Raw genomic sequence first — 18,872 nt, 5'->3', positions numbered from 1 at the left:
GAGGGGCAGGGATGCCGCAGCAGAGCCAGCAGTTCGCGCACGGACCGGCCGCCGCGGAGGAGAAGGCCGAGCGCAGACGGCTCGACCTGACGGCCGCTCAGGTGGCGGCGAGCGCCTTGGCGGCGGTGGTCGGCGCAGTACTCGCCTCGGAACTCGGAGTGTACGGAACGATACTCGGTGCGGCCGTCGTCTCGGTGGGGGCGACCGTCGGAAGCGCGCTCTTCCAGCACCTGTTCAAACGCACCGGGGAACAACTGCGCAACGCGGTGGAACGCGGTACCGAATCCGCCCCCGCGGTGCACCCCGCACCCGCCCCGCCGAACGGAATCAGCCAGGACTGGAACGCCCCCCGGCTGCTGCGCGCGAAACGCCGCTGGACGTGGAAGTCGTACGCGGCGGTCTCCGGGCTGGTGTTCGTGCTCGCCATGGTGCCGATCGTCGCGGTGGAACTTGCGGCCGGGAAGCCGATGCACGACATCACCACCGGGCAGGACGGCGGCGGCACCTCGTTCAACCCCTCGCGGCCGTCCGGCGACCGGCAGCCGCAGGCCCCCGCGGGCACCCCGTCCGCCGGGCCGTCCGACCTGCCCTCCGGCCGCTCCTCCGCCACCCCGTCGGCGACGCCGGGCGGTTCGGCCGGGCCGTCGGCGACCCCGTCGGGTGCGGCGTCCGGGTCGGCGTCCGCGCAGCCCTCGCCGAGCGCCGCGCCCTCCGGCGCGGCCCCGACCGACCGGGCCACCGCGCCGGCCGGGGAACCGGCCGCCGGCCAGGGCGAGTTGCCCGGGACGGCCGCGCCGACCGGCACCGGCTGAGGCGGCGGGAGGTCAGGCGCCGAGCACCCGGCGCAGGTAGGCGTTGGCGAACCGGCGCTCCGGGTCGACCTTGTCGCGCAGCGCCGTGAAGTCGCCGAAGTGCGGGTAGACGGAGGCCAGGTACTCGGCGTCCCGGGTGTGCAGCTTGCCCCAGTGCGGGCGCCCCTGGTGGGCGGTCATCAGCTTCTCCACCTCGGTGAAGTAGGAGAGTTCGCGGGTGCCCCGGTACAGGTGGACGGCGATGTAGACGCTGTCCCGCCCGTTCGCGGTGGACAGCCACAGGTCGTCCGCCGGGGCCACCCGCACCTCCACCGGGAAGCTGATCCGCCAGTCGGAGCGCTCCACCAGCGCCCTCAGTTCGCGCAGCACCCCGGTGGCCGCCTCGCGCGGCACCGCGTACTCCATCTCGATGAAGCGCACCTTGCGCGGGCTGGTGTAGACCTTGTACGCCTGGTCGGTGAACCGGCGCTCGGACCAGGCCCGGCTGGCGACCTGGGCGATGGTCGGGATCGCCCCGGGGAAGGCGCGGCCCACCCGGCAGGCGCCCTCCCAGACCGTGTTGGAGAGGAAGTCGTCGTCCAGCCAGGCCTTGAACCTCGGCAGTGGTGCGGCCGGGCCCTGGCTGCGGTTGTTGCGCTTGGTCGAGCAGCGGTCGGTGTGCGGGAACCAGTAGAACTCGAAGTGCTCGTTCACCGCGGTCAGGTCGTCGAAGGAGTCCAGCACCTCGTCGAAGCCCATCGGCTTCTCGTGCGCGGAGAGCAGGAACATCGGCTCCACCGCGAAGGTCAGCGCGCTCACCACGCCCAGCGCGCCCAGGCCCAGCCGGGCGCCCTGGAACAGCTCGGCGTCCTCGGTCGCCGAGCAGGTCCGCACCGAGCCGTCGGCCAGGACGATCTCGACCTCCTCGATCTGCGCGGCCAGCGAGCCGGAGTCCCGGCCGGTGCCGTGGGTGCCGGTGCTGGTCGCGCCCGCGACCGTCTGCACCTCGATGTCGCCCATGTTCGTCAGCGAGAGGCCGGCCGCCGCGAGCAGGCGGTTCAGCCGGTGCAGCGGCAGGCCCGACTCGACGGTGACCGTCCCGGCCTCGCGGTCGAGCTTCCGGACGGCGGTCAGGCGGTCCGGGCGGACCAGCACCGCGTCCCCGGCGGCGGCTATCGCGGTGAACGAGTGCCCCGCCCCGACCGCCTTCACCGGTAGGCCGGCCTCCCCGGCCGCGACCACCGCCGCGGAGAGCTCCTCGACCGAGCCCGGCGCCACGACCTGCGCGGGCCGCGCGCTCTGGTTCCCCGCCCAGTTCCGCCAGACCTCGGTCATCTCCAGAGCCTCCCGCTCGCGCGTGTCCTACCTTCCGGTTCTACCGGTGGGTACGGGGAGCGTAGTCACCAGGATCGCGCAGGTCTACGGTTCGGGGCGGGGAGCTCCGGCCGGCTCAGGAGTGCACCGCCTCCGCCGCGGCCGGCCGCGCCGCGGCGAGCCGGCGGCGCAGCCGGGGCAGGCCGGTGTAGGCGGCGACCGCGGAGAGCGCGGCGGAGGCCACCGGCACCCAGTAGCCGTTGGCGCTGCCCCCGGCGTCGACGACGATGCCGGCCGCGGAGGAGCCGACGGCCACGCCGAGGGCCAGGCCGGTGGTGGTCCAGGTCATGCCCTCGGTGAGCTGCGCGGCCGGGACGAGCCGTTCCACCAGCGCCATCGAGGTGATCAGGGTGGGGGAGATGGCCAGGCCGGAGAGGAAGAGCGCGGCGCCGACCCCGACCAGCGCGGCGGTGCCGTGCAGCAGCTGGGCGGCGAGGATCAGCGGCGCCATCCCGGCGGCCATCACGCCGACGCCGAGCAGGAAGCGGCGGTCCAGCGGGGTGGTGAACTTCAGCGCGCCGAAGACCGCCCCGGCCAGGCAGGAGCCGAGCGCGTACACGGCCAGCACGCCGCCGGACGCGGCCGGGTGCCCCTGGGCGCGGGCGAAGGCCACGGTGACCACCTCGACCGAGCCGAAGACGCCGCCGACCGCGGCCAGCGTCAGGATCAGGGTCTGGATGCCCTTGTCCCGGACGACCGGGCTGCCGCCGCGGTGCTCGACGGGGTGGGCCGGGGGCTCGGTGCGGCGCTGGGCGGTGAACAGCAGGACGCCGACCACCAGGAAGACCCCGGCCAGCAACAGGCCGGACTCGGGGAAGAGCGAGGTGGCCAGGGTGGCGGCCAGGATCGGGCCGATGATGAAGCAGACCTCGTCCGCGACGGCCTCGAAGGAGTACGCGGTGTGCAGCTTGGGCGGCGCGTCCCGGTAGAGGTGGGCCCAGCGGGCGCGGACCATCGAGCCGGTGCTGGGCATGGTGCCCATGCCGGCGGCGAAGACGAACAGCGTCCAGTCCGGGAAGCCGTAGTGCGCGCCGAGCAGCAGCCCGGCGGCGGCCAGCACGGTGACGCCGGTGGCGGGGAGCGCGACCCGGCGCTGGCCGTGGCGGTCGACCAGGCGGGAGATGCGCGGGCCGAGCACCGCGGCGGAGACCGCGAGGACGGCGGAGAGCAGGCTGCCCAGCCAGTAGGAGTCCTTGATCCGGCCGAGCATGGTGACGATGCCGATCCCGGTCATGGAGATCGGCAGCCGGGCGATCAGCCCGGTGGAGGAGAAGGCCAGGGAACCGGGGGCGGCGAATATCTGGCGGTAGCTGGACAGCACGGGGGGTGGCTCCGTCGGAGGTCGGATCGGGAAGCTGATGGGTGGGGGACGCAACCATCGGTAATGTGCGACCATCGCCCGGACAGCTTACGAAGCGTGGGCGAACGTCCGCATCCGGGTTGTTCGCGGACATCCCGGACACCGCCCCGCCGCCGCCCGTGCACCGGCCGGTCCGTTCCGGGTGGCAGGATCGGAGCCATGTCCGACACGCGCACCCCCCGCCCCGCCGAACCCGCGCCGTACGACGCGCTGCTGCTGCTGTCCTTCGGGGGGCCGGAGGGCCCCGAGGACGTGGTGCCCTTCCTGGAGAACGTCACCCGGGGCCGCGGCATCCCCAAGGAGCGGCTGGCCGAGGTCGGCAAGCACTACTTCCTGTTCGGCGGCGTCAGCCCGATCAACGAGCAGAACCGGGAGCTGCTGGCCGCGCTGCGCAAGGACTTCGCCGACCACGGCCTGGACCTGCCGGTGTACTGGGGCAACCGGAACTGGGCCCCGTACCTGGTCGACGCCCTGCGGGAGATCGCCGACGACGGGCACCGCCGGGTGCTGGTGCTCGCCACCAGCGCCTACGCCGGGTACTCGGGCTGCCGGCAGTACCGGGAGAACCTGGCCGACGCGCTGGCCCGGCTGGCCGCCGAGGGGCGCCCCGAGCTGACCGTGGACAAGCTGCGGCACTTCTACAACCACCCCGGCTTCGTCGGGCCGATGACCGACGCCACCCTCGCCGCGCTCGCCGCACTCCCGGCCGGGGCCCGCGACGGCGCCCGGCTGGCGTTCACCACGCACTCGATCCCGACCGCGATGGCCGAGACCTCCGGCGCCCCCGACGACCCGGCCCGCGGCACCCCCGGCGGCGCCTACGTCGCCCAGCACCTGGACGTCGCCCGGCTGATCGCCGCCGCGGTCGCCGAGCGCACCGGCGTCGCCGACCGGCCCTGGCAGCTGGTCTACCAGAGCCGCTCCGGCGCCCCGCACATCCCGTGGCTGGAGCCCGACATCTGCGACCACCTGGAGGCGCAGCACGCGGAGGGCGCCGAGGCCGTGGTGATGGTGCCGATCGGCTTCGTCTCCGACCACATGGAGGTCAAGTACGACCTGGACACCGAGGCGGTGGCCAAGGCCGCCGAACTCGGCCTGCCGGTCGCCCGGGCCGCCACCGTCGGCGCCGACCCGCGGTTCGCCGCCGCCGTCCGGGACCTGGTGCTGGAGCGGGCCGCCGCGCAGCGCGGCGAACCGGTCACCCGGTGCGCGCTGGGCGCCCTCGGCCCCAGCCACGACCTGTGCGCCACCGCCTGCTGCCCCAACCCGCGCGCCCCCCGCCCCGCTGCCGCCCAAGAAGCCTGACCCCGAGAGCACGAGGACCGGACCCGTGACCGACGACCTGCTGCAGGACCTGCTCGCCACCGCCGTCGAGGCCGCCACCCGGGCCGGCGCCCTGCTGCGCGACGGCCGCCCCGCGGACCTCGGGGTGGCCGCCACCAAGAGCAGCCCGGTGGACGTGGTGACCGAGATGGACCTGGCCTCCGAGAAGCTGGTGCTGGAGCTGATCTCCGCCCGCCGCCCGGACGACGGCTACCTCGGCGAGGAGGGCGCCGACCACCCCGGCACCAGCGGGGTCCGCTGGGTGGTCGACCCGCTCGACGGCACCGTCAACTACCTGTACGGGCTGCCCTCCTGGGCGGTCAGCGTGGCCGCCGAACTGGACGGCGAGGCGGTGGTGGGCGTGGTCTTCGTGCCCGCCCGCGGCGAGCTGTTCCAGGCCGTGCGCGGCGGCGGCGCGACGCTGGACGGCCGCCCGCTCGCCGTCCGCCCGGCCCCGGCCTGGGGGCAGGCGCTGGTGGCGACCGGCTTCGGCTACCTGCGCGAGCGGCGGGTGCACCAGGCCGAGGTGCTGCACGCGCTGATGGGCGAGGTGCGCGACGTCCGCCGGGGCGGGGCGGCCGCCGTCGACCTGTGCGACCTGGCGGCCGGCCGGTTCGACGGCTACTACGAGCGCGGCCTGGCTCCCTGGGACCGCGCCGCCGGCCTGCTGATCGCCCGCGAGGCGGGCGCGCTCACCGGCTCCCGCCCCGGCCTGCCCGCCGACGGCGAGCTCACGGTCGCCGCCCCGCCCGGCCTGTTCGAACCGCTGCAGGCCCGGCTGGAGGCGCTCGGCGCCTGGCACGACTGATCCCCGCATCCCGCGTCCCGCGGACAGCAGAGAGCCCCGGCCCGGGGAACCGGGCCGGGGCTCTCGCCGTACGGGAGGAGAAGAAGAAGGGGAGCGGTCAGGCGGCGGAGCGGTGCGTGCCGAGGACCGGGTCCACTCCGTGTTCGGTGGCGAGGCGCTGGAGGTCCTCCAGCTCGGACTGCTCGACCTCGGCCAGGAACTCGTCCCCGGACTCGATCGCGCGGTGCAGATCCTGCTCGGCGTTCTTGATCCGCTGAAGGATTCCGGCGGTGAAGGCGTCCATACGGGCCCCCTTTGCTGTGTCGACGGGCGCGGCCCGAGCAGCCCCCCGGCACGGGAACCGGGCAAACCCTGGGCGGGCACCGTTGACCGGACGCAGGTTCCGGTCGGGCGCTCGGGCGGCGCGGCGGCCGCGACCCGGTGGCTTTCCGTCCCAGGCCGGTGCGGATGGGGCACTCGGCGGGTGGTGGTGGCCGTGACGCGCCACGGGACGGCATCACGGTGTGCACGTGTCCTCCCCACCCCTCGGCCGGGGAAACCTCCAACTCCTCGGAAAGTTGCCCGAGTCACAGTCCAAACGTGTCCGCACCGCTCCGTTTTCGCGGACGGCGCACCGGACTTACGACTGCTTTACCGCGCGACCAGGCAGGATGGAGGCACCGTCGGATCCGTCTGTCCGGATCCGCGCCCGGCGCACCACGGCCCGCACGGGCAGGCACGGCCAGGGCCGCTCCAGCAGAAGGGACAACCACCGTGCGGGTACTCGTCGTCGAGGACGAGCAGCTGCTCGCCGAGGCCGTCGCCACCGGCCTGCGCCGGGAGGCCATGGCGGTCGACGTCGTCTACGACGGGGAGGCCGCGCTGCAGCGGATCGCCGTGAACGACTACGACGTGGTGGTGCTCGACCGGGACCTCCCGCTGGTCCACGGCGACGACGTCTGCCGCCGGGTGGTCGAACAGGGCCTGGCCACCCGGGTGATCATGCTCACCGCCTCCGGCGACATCAGCGACCGGGTCGAGGGGCTGGAGATCGGCGCCGACGACTACCTCCCCAAGCCGTTCGCCTTCAGCGAACTCGTCGCCCGGGTAAGGGCGCTGGGCCGCCGCGCCACCGTCCCGCTGCCCCCCGTGCTGGAGCGCGCCGGGATCAGCCTCGACCCCGGCCGCCGCGAGGTCATCCGGGACGGCAAGCCCGTCCAGCTCGCCCCCAAGGAGTTCGCCGTCCTGGAGGTCCTGATGCGGGCCGGCGGCGCCGTGGTCTCCGCCGAGCAGCTGCTGGAGAAGGCCTGGGACGAGCACACCGACCCGTTCACCAACGTGGTCCGGGTCACCGTGATGACCCTGCGCCGCAAGCTCGGGGACCCGCCGGTGATCGTCACCGTGCCCGGCTCCGGCTACCGGGTGTGACCCGCACCCCCGAACCGCCCACCGTCTGAGAGGACCTCCGGCCATGACCACCCCGCCACTCCCCGGCGGGGCCCCCGGCACGCCCGCCCCGGGCCCGCACCAGGTGCCCCCACGACCGGCGCACCCCCCGGGCCGCCCCGACCGCGACCGCGCCGACGACACGTACCACCCCGGTGACGGCCTGTTCGCCTGGCTGTCCCTGCGCCCCACCATCCGGATCCGGCTCACCCTGCTGTACGGCGGGATGTTCCTGATGGCCGGCGTGGTGCTGCTGCTGCTGATGTACTACTTCGTCCGCTCCGCCTTCGACCAGGCCCAGCTGCCGCACCTCACCCTCGGCCCCCGGGTCTCGGTCACCCTGAACGGCCAGGAGATCACCGACCAGGCCACCCTGGACCGGGTGATGAGCGGCATCCAGGAGGCCAACAGCAGCCAGGCGCTGTCCACCCTGCTGCGCCGCGCCCTGACCGCGCTGGTCTTCCTGGCCGTGATCGCCTTCGCGGTCGGCTACGCGATGGCCGGCCGGGTGCTCCACCCGCTCGGCCGGATCACCCGCACCGCCCGCGAGGTGGCCGGCAGCGACCTGCACCGCCGGATCGACCTGGACGGCCCGGACGACGAGCTCAAGGAGCTCGCCGACACCTTCGACGAGATGCTCGAGCGGCTCGACCGCGCCTTCGACTCGCAGCGCCGCTTCGTCGCCAACGCCTCGCACGAGCTACGCACCCCGCTGGCGATCAACCGCACCCTGCTGGAGGTCCAGCTGGCCGACCCGGAGGCCTCGCCCGACCTGCAGCAGCTCGGCAAGACCCTGCTGGCCACCAACGAGCGCAGCGAGCAGCTGGTCGAGGGCCTGCTGCTGCTGGCCCGCAGCGAGAACGAGCTCACCGAGCGCCGCCCGGTCGACCTCGCCGAGGTCGCCCAGCGCGCCATGGAGCAGACCCGGGCCGAGGCCGCCAACCGCGAGGTCGAACTGCGCGCCCAGCTGGCGCCCGCCCCCGCGCACGGCAACGGCGTGCTGCTGGAGCGGATCGCGCTCAACCTGCTGCAGAACGGCACCCGCTACAACAGCCCCGGCGGCTGGGTCGAGATCGCCACCTCGCCCGTCCGCGGCGGGGGCGGCGAGCTGGTGGTCAGCAACACCGGCCCGGTCGTCCCCGGCTACGAGCTGGAGCACATCTTCGAGCCGTTCCGCCGCCTCAGGGGCACCGACCGCACCCGCAGCGACAAGGGCGTCGGGCTCGGCCTGTCCATCGTCCGCTCGGTGGTGCGCGCCCACGGAGGCACCATCGAGGTCACTGCCCGCCCCGGAGGCGGCCTGCGGATCCAGGTCCGCATCCCTTAGCCCTCCGGACGCCCCCGGGGCCGCACCGGCCCCTTCAGGCGCTCCGGCCCGCGGCGCTCCTCCAGCCGCCCCCGCCCAGCCGTGTCGGAACGACATAAGCGCTGGACAGGGGCGGCTTGTCATTTGCGGCCGCAACAACTTACGGTGTCGTAACCTACGCAGCCGTAGGTCAGCCCGCCCCATCCGCAGGAGCAACGCCGTGACCATCGCCCCCGTGCAGCGAACCGCCACGACCGCCTGGACCGACGCCAGGCTGATCCTCGCGCTCGAGGAGGTCGTTGAGACCGAGCTCAACCGCCACCTCAAGGTGGCCAAGGAGTGGATGCCGCACGAGTTCGTGCCGTGGAGCCAGGGGCGGGACTTCGACGGCGTGCTCGGGGGCGAGGCGTGGTCGCTGGAGCAGTCCAAGGTCACCCCGCTGGGCCGGATCTCGCTGGTGGTCAACCTGCTCACCGAGGACAACCTCCCGAGCTACCACCACGAGATCGCCAGCATGTTCGGCCGCGAGGGCGCCTGGGGCGCCTGGGTGCACCGCTGGACCGCCGAGGAGGGACGGCACGGGATAGCGATCCGCGACTACCTGCTGGCCACCCGCGCCGTCGACCCGGTCGAGCTGGAGCGGGCCCGGATGGCGCACATGTCCGAGGGCTTCGAGTCCGACAACGCGCACAGCATGCTGCAGTCCGTCGCCTACGTCGCCTTCCAGGAGCTGGCCACCCGGATCGCCCACCGCAACACCGGCCACCACTCCGGCGACCCGCTCTGCGACCAGCTGCTGGCCAAGATCGCCAACGACGAGAACCTGCACATGGTCTTCTACCGGAACCTGCTCAAGGCCGCCCTTGAGCTCGCTCCCGACCAGGCCATGCGCGCCATCGCCGACGTGGTGATCAACTTCCGGATGCCCGGCCACGGCATGCCCGGCTTCGAGCGCTCGGCCGCCCAGATCGCCATCGGCGGCATCTACAACCTGCGGATCCACCACGACGACGTGCTGCAGCCCGTGCTGCGCCACCTGAAGGTCATGGAGGTCTCCGGCCTCGGCCCGGTCGGCCAGCACGCCCAGGACGAGCTGGGGGCCTTCCTGGCCGGTCTGGACACCCAGGCGACCCGCTTCGACGAGCGCCAGGCCGCCCTGCTGGCCCGCCGCGCCGCCGCGGCCGCCGCCCGGGCCTGACCGCCACCGCCCCGGGCCGGCCCTCCGCGGGCCGGCCCAGCGGTCGTCCGGCGACTCTCCGGCCGGAGCGTGACGCACCGGTCGGTATGCGGACAAACCGGTCGCGCGCGCTCCGGACGAAAGGCCCGCTTTGGCGGCAAACGCCCGCTGTCGCGCCCGATGTGACGAACCTCACACCTGTCCGGAAGGCGTACCCGGATCCCTCGATGGTGTGATCACTCGTTCGGGTGGGCCGGTCGCACTGGGTAGTCGTCCGATCCGGCCGACGGCGCCCCGTCCGGACGCCAAGAACCTTTCACCGCCGCCGAGTTGCCACCCCCGGTGCTCCCGGATGATCACCTACCGTGATGATCGGAAAGTTCCGGTCCGAACCGCTTCACCCGTACGGTGGACGGTGTTCGGACCTCGTTCGATCACCCCAACGGGCCCCTGTCCGGATGTCGATTGAGTAACGGGGCTTGAAGTAAGGCACAATCTCGGCCTCGGGTCGGGCACAAGACCGGCCCCCCAGGCGTTACGTGCGCTGGAGATACCCGCACACACCCAAAGGGGGAGAGCGAAAACTATGGCAACGGACTACGACACCCCACGCAAGACCGATGACGACCTCAACGAGGACAGCATCGAGGAACTCAAGGCCCGCCGGAACGAGAAGGCGTCCAGCTCGGTCGACGTCGACGAGTACGACGCCAACGAGGGGCTGGAGCTTCCGGGCGCCGACCTCTCGAACGAGGAGCTCTCGGTCCGAGTGCTTCCCCGACAGGCCGACGAGTTCACCTGCATGAGCTGCTTCCTGGTGCACCACCGGAGCCAGCTCTACAGCGAGAAGAACGGCCAGCCGATCTGCCGGGACTGCGGCGCCTGAAAACGGAGCGGCACTGGCCCGGGCGGGCGAGACCCCTCCGCCGGCCCGGTACGCCGCCCCGTCCGGCCCTGAGCAGCAGGGCCGGAGGCAGAAGCAGCGACCGTCCCGAGCGGTCGCACCCGGCAGAGCGCGAGCCGCGCTCCTGCCCCCGCAGGGCTCGCAGACAGACCGAAAGGGACGGCCCCACCTCCGGGTGGGACCGTCCCTTTCGCCTGCCGGCGCCGCGCGGCGCCGTACGTTCCGCCGGCGCCCTCAGCGCTCCCGCGCCGCGCCCCGCTCGGCGCCCCGCCCAGCCGCCCCGGCCAGCGCGTCCGCCAGCTTCTGCGGCGACCGGGTCGACAGGTACAGGTACGGGGTCGGGTCCGCCGGATCTGTCACCTCGACCTTCAGCGCCGTCGGCACGTAGCTGCGCAGCAGCATGAACGCCCGCGGATCGGCCTTCACCGACCGCCAGGCCACCGCCTCCTTCGGGTTCAGCACCTCGACCGCGCCCAGCGCGCTCACCGGGACCCGGGCCTGCCCGGCCACCAGCGACCCCTGCACCACCCGGATCCGCGCCGACCCGTAACTGCTCAGCGCCGCGGCCCCCGCGGCCACCCCCACCACCAGCCCGACCAGCGCGGCCACGCCGCTGAACCGGAGCAGGATCAGCGCGAGCGACAGCCCGAGCGCCACGGACAGCAGCCACCAGGACCGCGGGACGGTGAGACGTTCCTCGTACATGCCCTCCATTGTGGGCGCTCCGCACACCGCGCCGACCCCCCGGGGCCCCGTCGGCGCGCCTGTCCCGGAAACCTACCGACAGGTAGGGTCGGCGCCGTGAACGGACCCACCACCCCCACCACCCCGCCCGCGGACGCCGCCCTCCCCGAGCGCTCCCCGCTGGCCCCCGCACCCGGAACCCTCATCGGCTCCCACTACGACGAGTGCTTCGGCTGCGGCCCGCACCACCCCCAGGGCCTCCAGCTCACCGCCGTCGCCGGCCAACACCTCGACGTCACCGCGCAGTTCACCGTCAAACCGGCCCACCAGGGCGGCCCCGGCCTGGCCCACGGCGGCGTCCTGGTCAGCGCCATGGACGAGACCCTCGGCACGCTCAACTGGCTGCTCGGCGCCCCCGCCGTCACCGGCCGCCTGGAGACCGACTTCGTCCGCCCCGTCCCCGTCGACTCGGTGCTGCACATCCACGCCCGGGTGACCGGCGTGCACGGCCGCAAGGTCTACAGCGCCGCCGAGGGCCGGATCGGCGCCCCCGACGGGCCGGTCGCCATCCGGGCACAGGCGCTCTTCATCCAGGTGAAGCTGGAACACTTCACCATGCACGGTCGTCCGGAGGACGTGCAGAAGATCCTGGACGACCCCGACCAGATCAAGCGCGCCCGAGCCTTCGAGGTGAACCCGTGACCGACCCCGTCCGCCCGCCCGTCGACATCCTGATCCGCCGGCTCGACCCGGAGATCCCGCTCCCCGCCTACGAGCACCCCGGCGACGCCGGAGCCGACCTGCGCACCACCGTCGACGCCGAACTCGCCCCCGGCGAACGGGTGCTGCTCCCCACCGGCATCTCCATCGCGCTACCGGACGGTTACGCGGCGTTCGTGCACCCGCGTTCCGGGCTCGCGGTCCGTTGCGGAGTTGCACTGGTGAACGCCCCGGGGACGGTCGATGCCGGGTACCGTGGTGAGATCAAGGTGATCGTCGTCAACCTGGACCCCAAGGAGCCCGTCCGCTTCAAGCGCGGCGACCGGATCGCCCAGCTGGTCATCCAGCAGGTCGAGAAGGCCCGCTTCCACGAGGTGGGTGAACTCCCGGGTTCGGTCCGTGCCGAAGGCGGGTTCGGCTCGACCGGCGGCCACGCCGCGGTCTAGCATGCGCCGCGGTCTCGGTTCCACCGAGCGAAGCACGACGAGCGGGTGGAAGCGGTGCGATCGGCGATTGCAGCGGTTTTCGGCCGGTCCGATGGGTAGCAGGTAGCAGATATTCGCGTTCGGTCTTGGATTCGGTCTTGGACCGGGAAGGACAGTGACCGTGTTCCGTCGTCGCAAGAGCGAGGACGCTGTCGAGCAGCTCGCCGAGGACGCCATCAGCGCCGACGAGACGGCCGATGACGTCGAGGGTTCCGTCGAGAGCGAGAACGACACCGAACCGGACCCGGCCGACCGGGTCGGCCTCCCGCCGGCCCCGCGCCCGGACGGGCCGTGGGACGTCTCCGAGTTGGAGAAGCCCGAAGAGGGCCGGGTCGACCTCGGGGGCCTGCTGATCCCTGGCGTCGAGGGCATGGAGCTGCGGGTCGAGGTCGCCGGTGACGCGATCGTCGCCGCCACCCTCGTCCTGGGCAACAGCGCCGTCCAGCTCCAGGCGTTCGCCGCCCCCAAGTCGGAGGGCATCTGGGGCGAGGTCCGCGAGGAGATCGCCACCGGCATCACCGGTCAGGGCGGCGCCGTCGAGGAAGAGGAGGGCCCGCTCGGCTGGCACCTCCGCGCCCAGGTCCCCGTCCAACTCCCGGACGGCACCCAGGGCGTCCAGCTGGTCCGCTTCGTCGGCTGCGACGGCCCCCGCTGGTTCCTCCGCGGCGTGATCTCCGGCCAGGCGGCCGTCCAGCCCGAGATGGCCGGCATCCTCGAAGAGGTCTTCCGCCAGACCGTCGTGGTCCGCGGCGAGGCCCCGATGGCCCCCGCGACCCGATCGTCCTCAAGCTCCCCGAGGACGCCCAGATGGTCGCGGACGGCGCCGCCGCCCCCGTCGAGCCCGAGTCCCCGTACGCCGGCGGCTCGATCGACCCCTTCTCGCGCGGCCCCGAGATCACCGAGGTCCACTGACCTTTCCGGACGCCCCGCGTCCCCTTCCGCCCCCGTGCCACCCGGCCCGGGGGCGGATTTGCTTTGCGGCCGCCGCTCCCCGTACAGTTCCGGAGTCGCACCGAGAGGGGCGAACGAAAGCGAGTTCGAGGAAACACCGATGAAACGGTGGCGAAAACCTCTGATAAGCTGGGAACACGAAAGAACGAAGCGCCCGGAGATACGGTCGGAAGGCCGGTCGAAGGAAGTGTCCGTTCCTTGAGAACTCAACAGCGTGCCAAAAGTCAACGCCAGATATGTTGACATCCCCGGCCTCGACGTCTCGTCGGGGTTGGAGATTCCTTTTGAAGTAAAACACTAGCGAGGACGCAGTGCACGGGGCCGCCTTATTCCGGTGGTTGCTGTGCCGCTCTTTCGTGGAAGCATTCACGGAGAGTTTGATCCTGGCTCAGGACGAACGCTGGCGGCGTGCTTAACACATGCAAGTCGAACGGTGAAGCCCTTCGGGGTGGATCAGTGGCGAACGGGTGAGTAACACGTGGGGAATCTGCCCTGAACTCTGGGACAAGCCTTGGAAACGAGGTCTAATACCGGATACGACCGTCTCCCGCATGGGGGCCGGTGGAAAGCTCCGGCGGTTCAGGATGATCCCGCGGCCTATCAGCTTGTTGGTGGGGTAACGGCCCACCAAGGCGACGACGGGTAGCCGGCCTGAGAGGGCGACCGGCCACACTGGGACTGAGACACGGCCCAGACTCCTACGGGAGGCAGCAGTGGGGAATATTGCACAATGGGCGAAAGCCTGATGCAGCGACGCCGCGTGAGGGATGACGGCCTTCGGGTTGTAAACCTCTTTCAGCAGGGAAGAAGCGCAAGTGACGGTACCTGCAGAAGAAGCACCGGCTAACTACGTGCCAGCAGCCGCGGTAATACGTAGGGTGCGAGCGTTGTCCGGAATTATTGGGCGTAAAGAGCTCGTAGGCGGCCTGTCGCGTCGGATGTGAAAGCCCGGGGCTCAACCCCGGGTCTGCATTCGATACGGGCAGGCTGGAGTGTGGTAGGGGAGATCGGAATTCCTGGTGTAGCGGTGAAATGCGCAGATATCAGGAGGAACACCGGTGGCGAAGGCGGATCTCTGGGCCATTACTGACGCTGAGGAGCGAAAGCGTGGGGAGCGAACAGGATTAGATACCCTGGTAGTCCACGCCGTAAACGTTGGGAACTAGGTGTTGGCGACATTCCACGTCGTCGGTGCCGCAGCTAACGCATTAAGTTCCCCGCCTGGGGAGTACGGCCGCAAGGCTAAAACTCAAAGGAATTGACGGGGGCCCGCACAAGCAGCGGAGCATGTGGCTTAATTCGACGCAACGCGAAGAACCTTACCAAGGCTTGACATACACCGGAAACTGGTAGAGATATCAGCCCCCTTGTGGTCGGTGTACAGGTGGTGCATGGTTGTCGTCAGCTCGTGTCGTGAGATGTTGGGTTAAGTCCCGCAACGAGCGCAACCCTTGTTCTGTGTTGCCAGCGAGTAATGTCGGGGACTCACAGGAGACTGCCGGGGTCAACTCGGAGGAAGGTGGGGACGACGTCAAATCATCATGCCCCTTATGTCTTGGGCTGCACACGTGCTACAATGGCCGGTACAAAGGGCTGCGATGCCGCGAGGCGGAGCGAATCCCAAAAAGCCGGTCTCAGTTCGGATTGGGGTCTGCAACTCGACCCCATGAAGTTGGAGTTGCTAGTAATCGCAGATCAGCATGCTGCGGTGAATACGTTCCCGGGCCTTGTACACACCGCCCGTCACGTCACGAAAGTCGGTAACACCCGAAGCCGGTGGCCTAACCCGTAAGGGGAGGAGCCGTCGAAGGTGGGACCAGCGATTGGGACGAAGTCGTAACAAGGTAGCCGTACCGGAAGGTGCGGCTGGATCACCTCCTTTCTAAGGAGCACACGGCAGCTTCGGGCGAATGTCCCGGAGTGCTAGCTCATGGGTGGAACGTTGACTATTCGGCACAGGAAGCGAACAGGTCGCCAGTACTGCCCCCTCGGGGCGTGGAAAGCGGTTCTCTGGGAGTGACTGTGCCGGGCACGTTGTTGGGTCCTGAGGGAACGAGTGATCGTTTTCTCATGGATGCCGGCCTCATGCCGGGCGCTCCTGTCAGGGGTGTCGGGTTTGGGTGTCTGGTCGTTGTTTGAGAACTGCACAGTGGACGCGAGCATCTGTGGCCAAGTTTTTAAGGGCGCACGGTGGATGCCTTGGCACCAGGAACCGATGAAGGACGTGGGAGGCCGCGATAGGCCCCGGGGAGCTGTCAACCGAGCTTTGATCCGGGGGTGTCCGAATGGGGAAACCCGGCAGTCGTCATGGGCTGTCACCCGCATCTGAACACATAGGGTGCGTGGAGGGAACGCGGGGAAGTGAAACATCTCAGTACCCGCAGGAAGAGAAAACAACCGTGATTCCGGGAGTAGTGGCGAGCGAAACCGGATGAGGCCAAACCGTTGTGGTGTGAGACCCGGCAGGGGTTGCCACGACGGGGTTGTGGGAAAGTTCTTCAGTCGTCTGCCGGCGGCTGGGCGAGTCAGAAACCGTATGGGTAGTCGAAGGACATGCGAAAGGTCCGGCGTAGAGGGTAAGACCCCCGTAGACGAAATCTGTACGGCTCGCTTGAGCTTCTCCCAAGTAGCACGGGGCCCGAGAAATCCCGTGTGAATCTGGCGGGACCACCCGCTAAGCCTAAATATTCCCTGGTGACCGATAGCGGATAGTACCGTGAGGGAATGGTGAAAAGTACCGCGGGAGCGGAGTGAAATAGTACCTGAAACCGTGTGCCTACAAGCCGTGGGGGCAGCCTTCGGGCTGTGACTGCGTGCCTTTTGAAGAATGAGCCTGCGAGTTTGCGGTGTGTAGCGAGGTTAACCCGTGTGGGGTAGCCGTAGCGAAAGCGAGTCCGAATAGGGCGATCGAGTTGCATGCCCAAGACCCGAAGCGGAGTGATCTAGCCATGGGCAGGTTGAAGCGCGGGTAAGACCGTGTGGAGGACCGAACCCACCAGGGTTGAAAACCTGGGGGATGACCTGTGGTTAGGGGTGAAAGGCCAATCAAACTCCGTGATAGCTGGTTCTCCCCGAAATGCATTTAGGTGCAGCGTCGCGTGTTTCTTGCCGGAGGTAGAGCACTGGATAGGCGATGGGCCTTACCGGGTTACTGACCTTAGCCAAACTCCGAATGCCGGTAAGTGAGAGCGCGGCAGTGAGACTGTGGGGGATAAGCTCCATGGTCGAGAGGGAAACAGCCCAGAACACCGACTAAGGTCCCTAAGCGTGTGCTAAGTGGGAAAGGATGTGGAGTCGCAGAGACAACCAGGAGGTTGGCTTAGAAGCAGCCACCCTTGAAAGAGTGCGTAATAGCTCACTGGTCAAGTGATTCCGCGCCGACAATGTAGCGGGGCTCAAGCACACCACCGAAGTCGTGTCATTGCAGCAATACCCCCAACGGGGGCTGTGATGGGTAGGGGAGCGTCGTGTGCCGGGTGAAGCAGCCGAGGAATCGAGTTGTGGACGGTTCACGAGTGAGAATGCAGGCATGAGTAGCGATACAAGAGTGGGAAACTCTTGCGCCGATTGACCAAGGGTTCCTGGGTCAAGCTGATCTGCCCAGGGTAAGTCGGGACCTAAGGCGAGGCCGACAGGCGTAGTCGATGGACAACGGGTTGATATTCCCGTACCCGCTTTGAAGCGCCAACGTCGAACCTCTTGATGCTAAGCCCGTGAAGCCGGCCCGGAGTCTTCGGACAAAGGGACGTGGTGGAGCCGGTGACCCAACGGGGTAGTAGGTGAGCGATGGGGTGACGCAGGAAGGTAGTCCAGCCCGGGCGGTGGTAGTCCCGGGGTAAGGGTGTAGGACGTTGCGTAGGCAAATCCGCGCAACACGTGTCTGAGACCTGATGCCGAGCCGATTGTGGTGAAGTGGATGATCCTATGCTGTCGAGAAAAGCCTCTAGCGAGTTTCATGGCGGCCCGTACCCCAAACCGACTCAGGTGGTCAGGTAGAGAATACCGAGGCGTTCGGGTGAACTGTGGTTAAGGAACTCGGCAAAATGCCCCCGTAACTTCGGGAGAAGGGGGGCCATTGCTGGTGACGGGACTTGCTCCCCGAGCTGGTGGTGGCCGCAGAGACCAGCGAGAAGCGACTGTTTACTAAAAACACAGGTCCGTGCGAAGCCGTAAGGCGATGTATACGGACTGACGCCTGCCCGGTGCTGGAACGTTAAGGGGACCGGTTAGTCCGATTTCGGTCGGGCGAAGCTGAGAACTTAAGCGCCAGTAAACGGCGGTGGTAACTATAACCATCCTAAGGTAGCGAAATTCCTTGTCGGGTAAGTTCCGACCTGCACGAATGGCGTAACGACTTCTCGACTGTCTCAACCACAGGCCCGGTGAAATTGCATTACGAGTAAAGATGCTCGTTTCGCGCAGCAGGACGGAAAGACCCCGGGACCTTTACTATAGCTTGATATTGGTGTTCGGTTCGGCTTGTGTAGGATAGGTGGGAGACTGTGAAGCAGCAACGCCAGTTGTTGTGGAGTCGCCGTTGAAATACCACTCTGGTCGTGCTGGATGTCTAACCTGGGTCCGTGATCCGGATCAGGGACAGTGTCTGGTGGGTAGTTTAACTGGGGCGGTTGCCTCCTAAAGGGTAACGGAGGCGCCCAAAGGTTCCCTCAGCCTGGTTGGCAATCAGGTGTTGAGTGTAAGTGCACAAGGGAGCTTGACTGTGAGACTGACGGGTCGAGCAGGTACGAAAGTAGGGACTAGTGATCCGGCGGTGGCTTGTGGAAGCGCCGTCGCTCAACGGATAAAAGGTACCCCGGGGATAACAGGCTGATCTTCCCCAAGAGTCCATATCGACGGGATGGTTTGGCACCTCGATGTCGGCTCGTCGCATCCTGGGGCTGGAGTAGGTCCCAAGGGTTGGGCTGTTCGCCCATTAAAGCGGTACGCGAGCTGGGTTTAGAACGTCGTGAGACAGTTCGGTCCCTATCCGCTGTGCGCGTAGGAGTGTTGAGAAGGGCTGTCCCTAGTACGAGAGGACCGGGACGGACGAACCTCTGGTGTGCCAGTTGTCCTGCCAAGGGCATGGCTGGTTGGCTACGTTCGGGAGGGATAACCGCTGAAAGCATCTAAGCGGGAAGCCTGCTTCGAGATGAGCACTCCCACCTCCTTGAGAGGGTAAGGCTCCCAGTAGACGACTGGGTTGATAGGCCGGATATGGAAGCCCTGTGAGGGGTGGAGTTGACCGGTACTAATAGGCCGAGGGCTTGTCCTCAGACGCTCGCGTTCACTGTGTTGTTCTGAAACAACGACCCCCGCCGGAGGGATCCGGCCGGGCGGTACACAGTTTCATAGTGTTTCGGTGGTCATAGCGTGAGGGAAACGCCCGGTTACATTCCGAACCCGGAAGCTAAGCCTCACAGCGCCGATGGTACTGCAGGGGGGACCCTGTGGGAGAGTAGGACGCCGCCGAACAATCATTGTGGGAAAGCCCCCTGACGGGAAGTCAGGGGGCTTTTTCGCGTTCCGGGGAGGCGGCCGGCCGGGAGGTGGGTGGTCGAACGAGT

13 protein-coding genes, 3 rRNA genes and 1 pseudogene are annotated in these 18,872 nt (G+C 69.0%); 13 read left to right on the top strand and 4 right to left on the bottom strand.

Annotation, left to right across the window (positions count from 1 at the left end; genetic code table 11):
* Positions 1–11 precede the first annotated feature (11 nt).
* Positions 12–812 carry a hypothetical protein gene (locus EDD39_RS33440; RefSeq protein ID WP_123563176.1) on the top strand — a complete coding sequence of 267 codons (801 nt, stop codon included), beginning with the start codon at positions 12–14 and terminating at the stop codon, positions 810–812.
* 12 nt (positions 813–824) lie between these two features.
* On the opposite strand, the gene EDD39_RS33435 is transcribed toward EDD39_RS33440, so the two are convergent.
* Positions 825–2,126 (bottom strand): D-arabinono-1,4-lactone oxidase, encoded by a 1,302-nt coding sequence (locus tag EDD39_RS33435; RefSeq protein WP_123563174.1) that lies wholly within the window; start codon positions 2,124–2,126, stop codon positions 825–827.
* 115 nt (positions 2,127–2,241) lie between these two features.
* Entirely contained in the window at positions 2,242–3,486 is a 1,245-nt protein-coding gene (locus EDD39_RS33430) for an MFS transporter (protein WP_123563172.1), read from the bottom strand.
* A gap of 198 nt (positions 3,487–3,684) precedes the next feature.
* On the opposite strand from EDD39_RS33430, the gene EDD39_RS33425 reads away from it, so the two are divergent.
* A complete protein-coding gene (locus EDD39_RS33425) occupies positions 3,685–4,830 on the top strand; it encodes a ferrochelatase (protein ID WP_123563170.1) in 1,146 nt (381 codons plus the stop codon).
* Positions 4,831–4,855: 25 nt separating this feature from the next.
* Positions 4,856–5,656 (top strand): inositol monophosphatase family protein, encoded by an 801-nt coding sequence (locus EDD39_RS33420; protein ID WP_123563168.1) that lies wholly within the window; start codon positions 4,856–4,858, stop codon positions 5,654–5,656.
* A 97-nt stretch (positions 5,657–5,753) separates the two neighbouring features.
* Here the strand turns inward: EDD39_RS33420 and EDD39_RS33415 are convergent, their stop codons facing one another.
* Positions 5,754–5,939, bottom strand: coding sequence for a hypothetical protein (locus EDD39_RS33415; RefSeq protein WP_030458050.1), 186 nt, complete (start codon positions 5,937–5,939; stop codon positions 5,754–5,756).
* A 470-nt stretch (positions 5,940–6,409) separates the two neighbouring features.
* Here EDD39_RS33415 and EDD39_RS33410 point away from each other — a divergent pair, with 470 nt between their 5' ends.
* The 4 genes from EDD39_RS33410 (at position 6,410) to EDD39_RS33395 (ending at position 10,450) form a co-directional block, all read left to right on the top strand.
* Entirely contained in the window at positions 6,410–7,063 is a 654-nt protein-coding gene (locus EDD39_RS33410; RefSeq protein WP_030458051.1) for a response regulator transcription factor, read from the top strand.
* A gap of 43 nt (positions 7,064–7,106) precedes the next feature.
* On the top strand, positions 7,107–8,408 hold the full coding sequence (locus EDD39_RS33405; RefSeq protein WP_123563166.1) for a sensor histidine kinase: 1,302 nt from the start codon (positions 7,107–7,109) through the stop codon (positions 8,406–8,408).
* Between the two features lie 199 nt (positions 8,409–8,607).
* Positions 8,608–9,585 carry an acyl-ACP desaturase gene (locus tag EDD39_RS33400; protein WP_123563164.1) on the top strand — a complete coding sequence of 326 codons (978 nt, stop codon included), beginning with the start codon at positions 8,608–8,610 and terminating at the stop codon, positions 9,583–9,585.
* 565 nt (positions 9,586–10,150) lie between these two features.
* A complete protein-coding gene (locus tag EDD39_RS33395) occupies positions 10,151–10,450 on the top strand; it encodes a DUF4193 domain-containing protein (protein ID WP_014138508.1) in 300 nt (99 codons plus the stop codon).
* A 252-nt stretch (positions 10,451–10,702) separates the two neighbouring features.
* On the opposite strand, the gene EDD39_RS33390 is transcribed toward EDD39_RS33395, so the two are convergent.
* Entirely contained in the window at positions 10,703–11,182 is a 480-nt protein-coding gene (locus tag EDD39_RS33390) for a DUF3093 domain-containing protein (protein ID WP_123563162.1), read from the bottom strand.
* An 87-nt stretch (positions 11,183–11,269) separates the two neighbouring features.
* Between EDD39_RS33390 and EDD39_RS33385 the strand changes: the two genes are divergently transcribed.
* The 6 genes and pseudogenes from EDD39_RS33385 to rrf all read left to right on the top strand — a co-directional run bounded on the left by EDD39_RS33385 (position 11,270) and on the right by rrf (position 18,780).
* Positions 11,270–11,854 (top strand): PaaI family thioesterase, encoded by a 585-nt coding sequence (locus EDD39_RS33385; protein ID WP_123563160.1) that lies wholly within the window; start codon positions 11,270–11,272, stop codon positions 11,852–11,854.
* Complete coding sequence (gene dut / locus EDD39_RS33380) at positions 11,851–12,318, top strand: dUTP diphosphatase (RefSeq protein WP_030907541.1); 468 nt, start codon at positions 11,851–11,853, stop codon at positions 12,316–12,318. The genes EDD39_RS33385 and dut overlap by 4 nt, the downstream gene beginning before the upstream one ends.
* A gap of 160 nt (positions 12,319–12,478) precedes the next feature.
* A pseudogene (locus EDD39_RS33375) lies at positions 12,479–13,269 on the top strand (DUF3710 domain-containing protein).
* 404 nt (positions 13,270–13,673) lie between these two features.
* Positions 13,674–15,190, top strand: a 16S ribosomal RNA gene (locus EDD39_RS33370).
* A gap of 285 nt (positions 15,191–15,475) precedes the next feature.
* A 23S ribosomal RNA gene (locus EDD39_RS33365) occupies positions 15,476–18,580 on the top strand.
* Between the two features lie 83 nt (positions 18,581–18,663).
* Positions 18,664–18,780, top strand: a 5S ribosomal RNA gene (gene rrf / locus EDD39_RS33360).
* Together the 16S, 23S and 5S rRNA genes form the textbook arrangement of a ribosomal RNA operon.
* The last annotated feature ends 92 nt before the right edge of the window (positions 18,781–18,872 follow it).

The organism is Kitasatospora cineracea, from assembly GCF_003751605.1.
GTDB classification, from domain to species: domain Bacteria; phylum Actinomycetota; class Actinomycetes; order Streptomycetales; family Streptomycetaceae; genus Kitasatospora; species Kitasatospora cineracea.
This window is presented reverse-complemented; position numbering and strand designations above follow the sequence as displayed.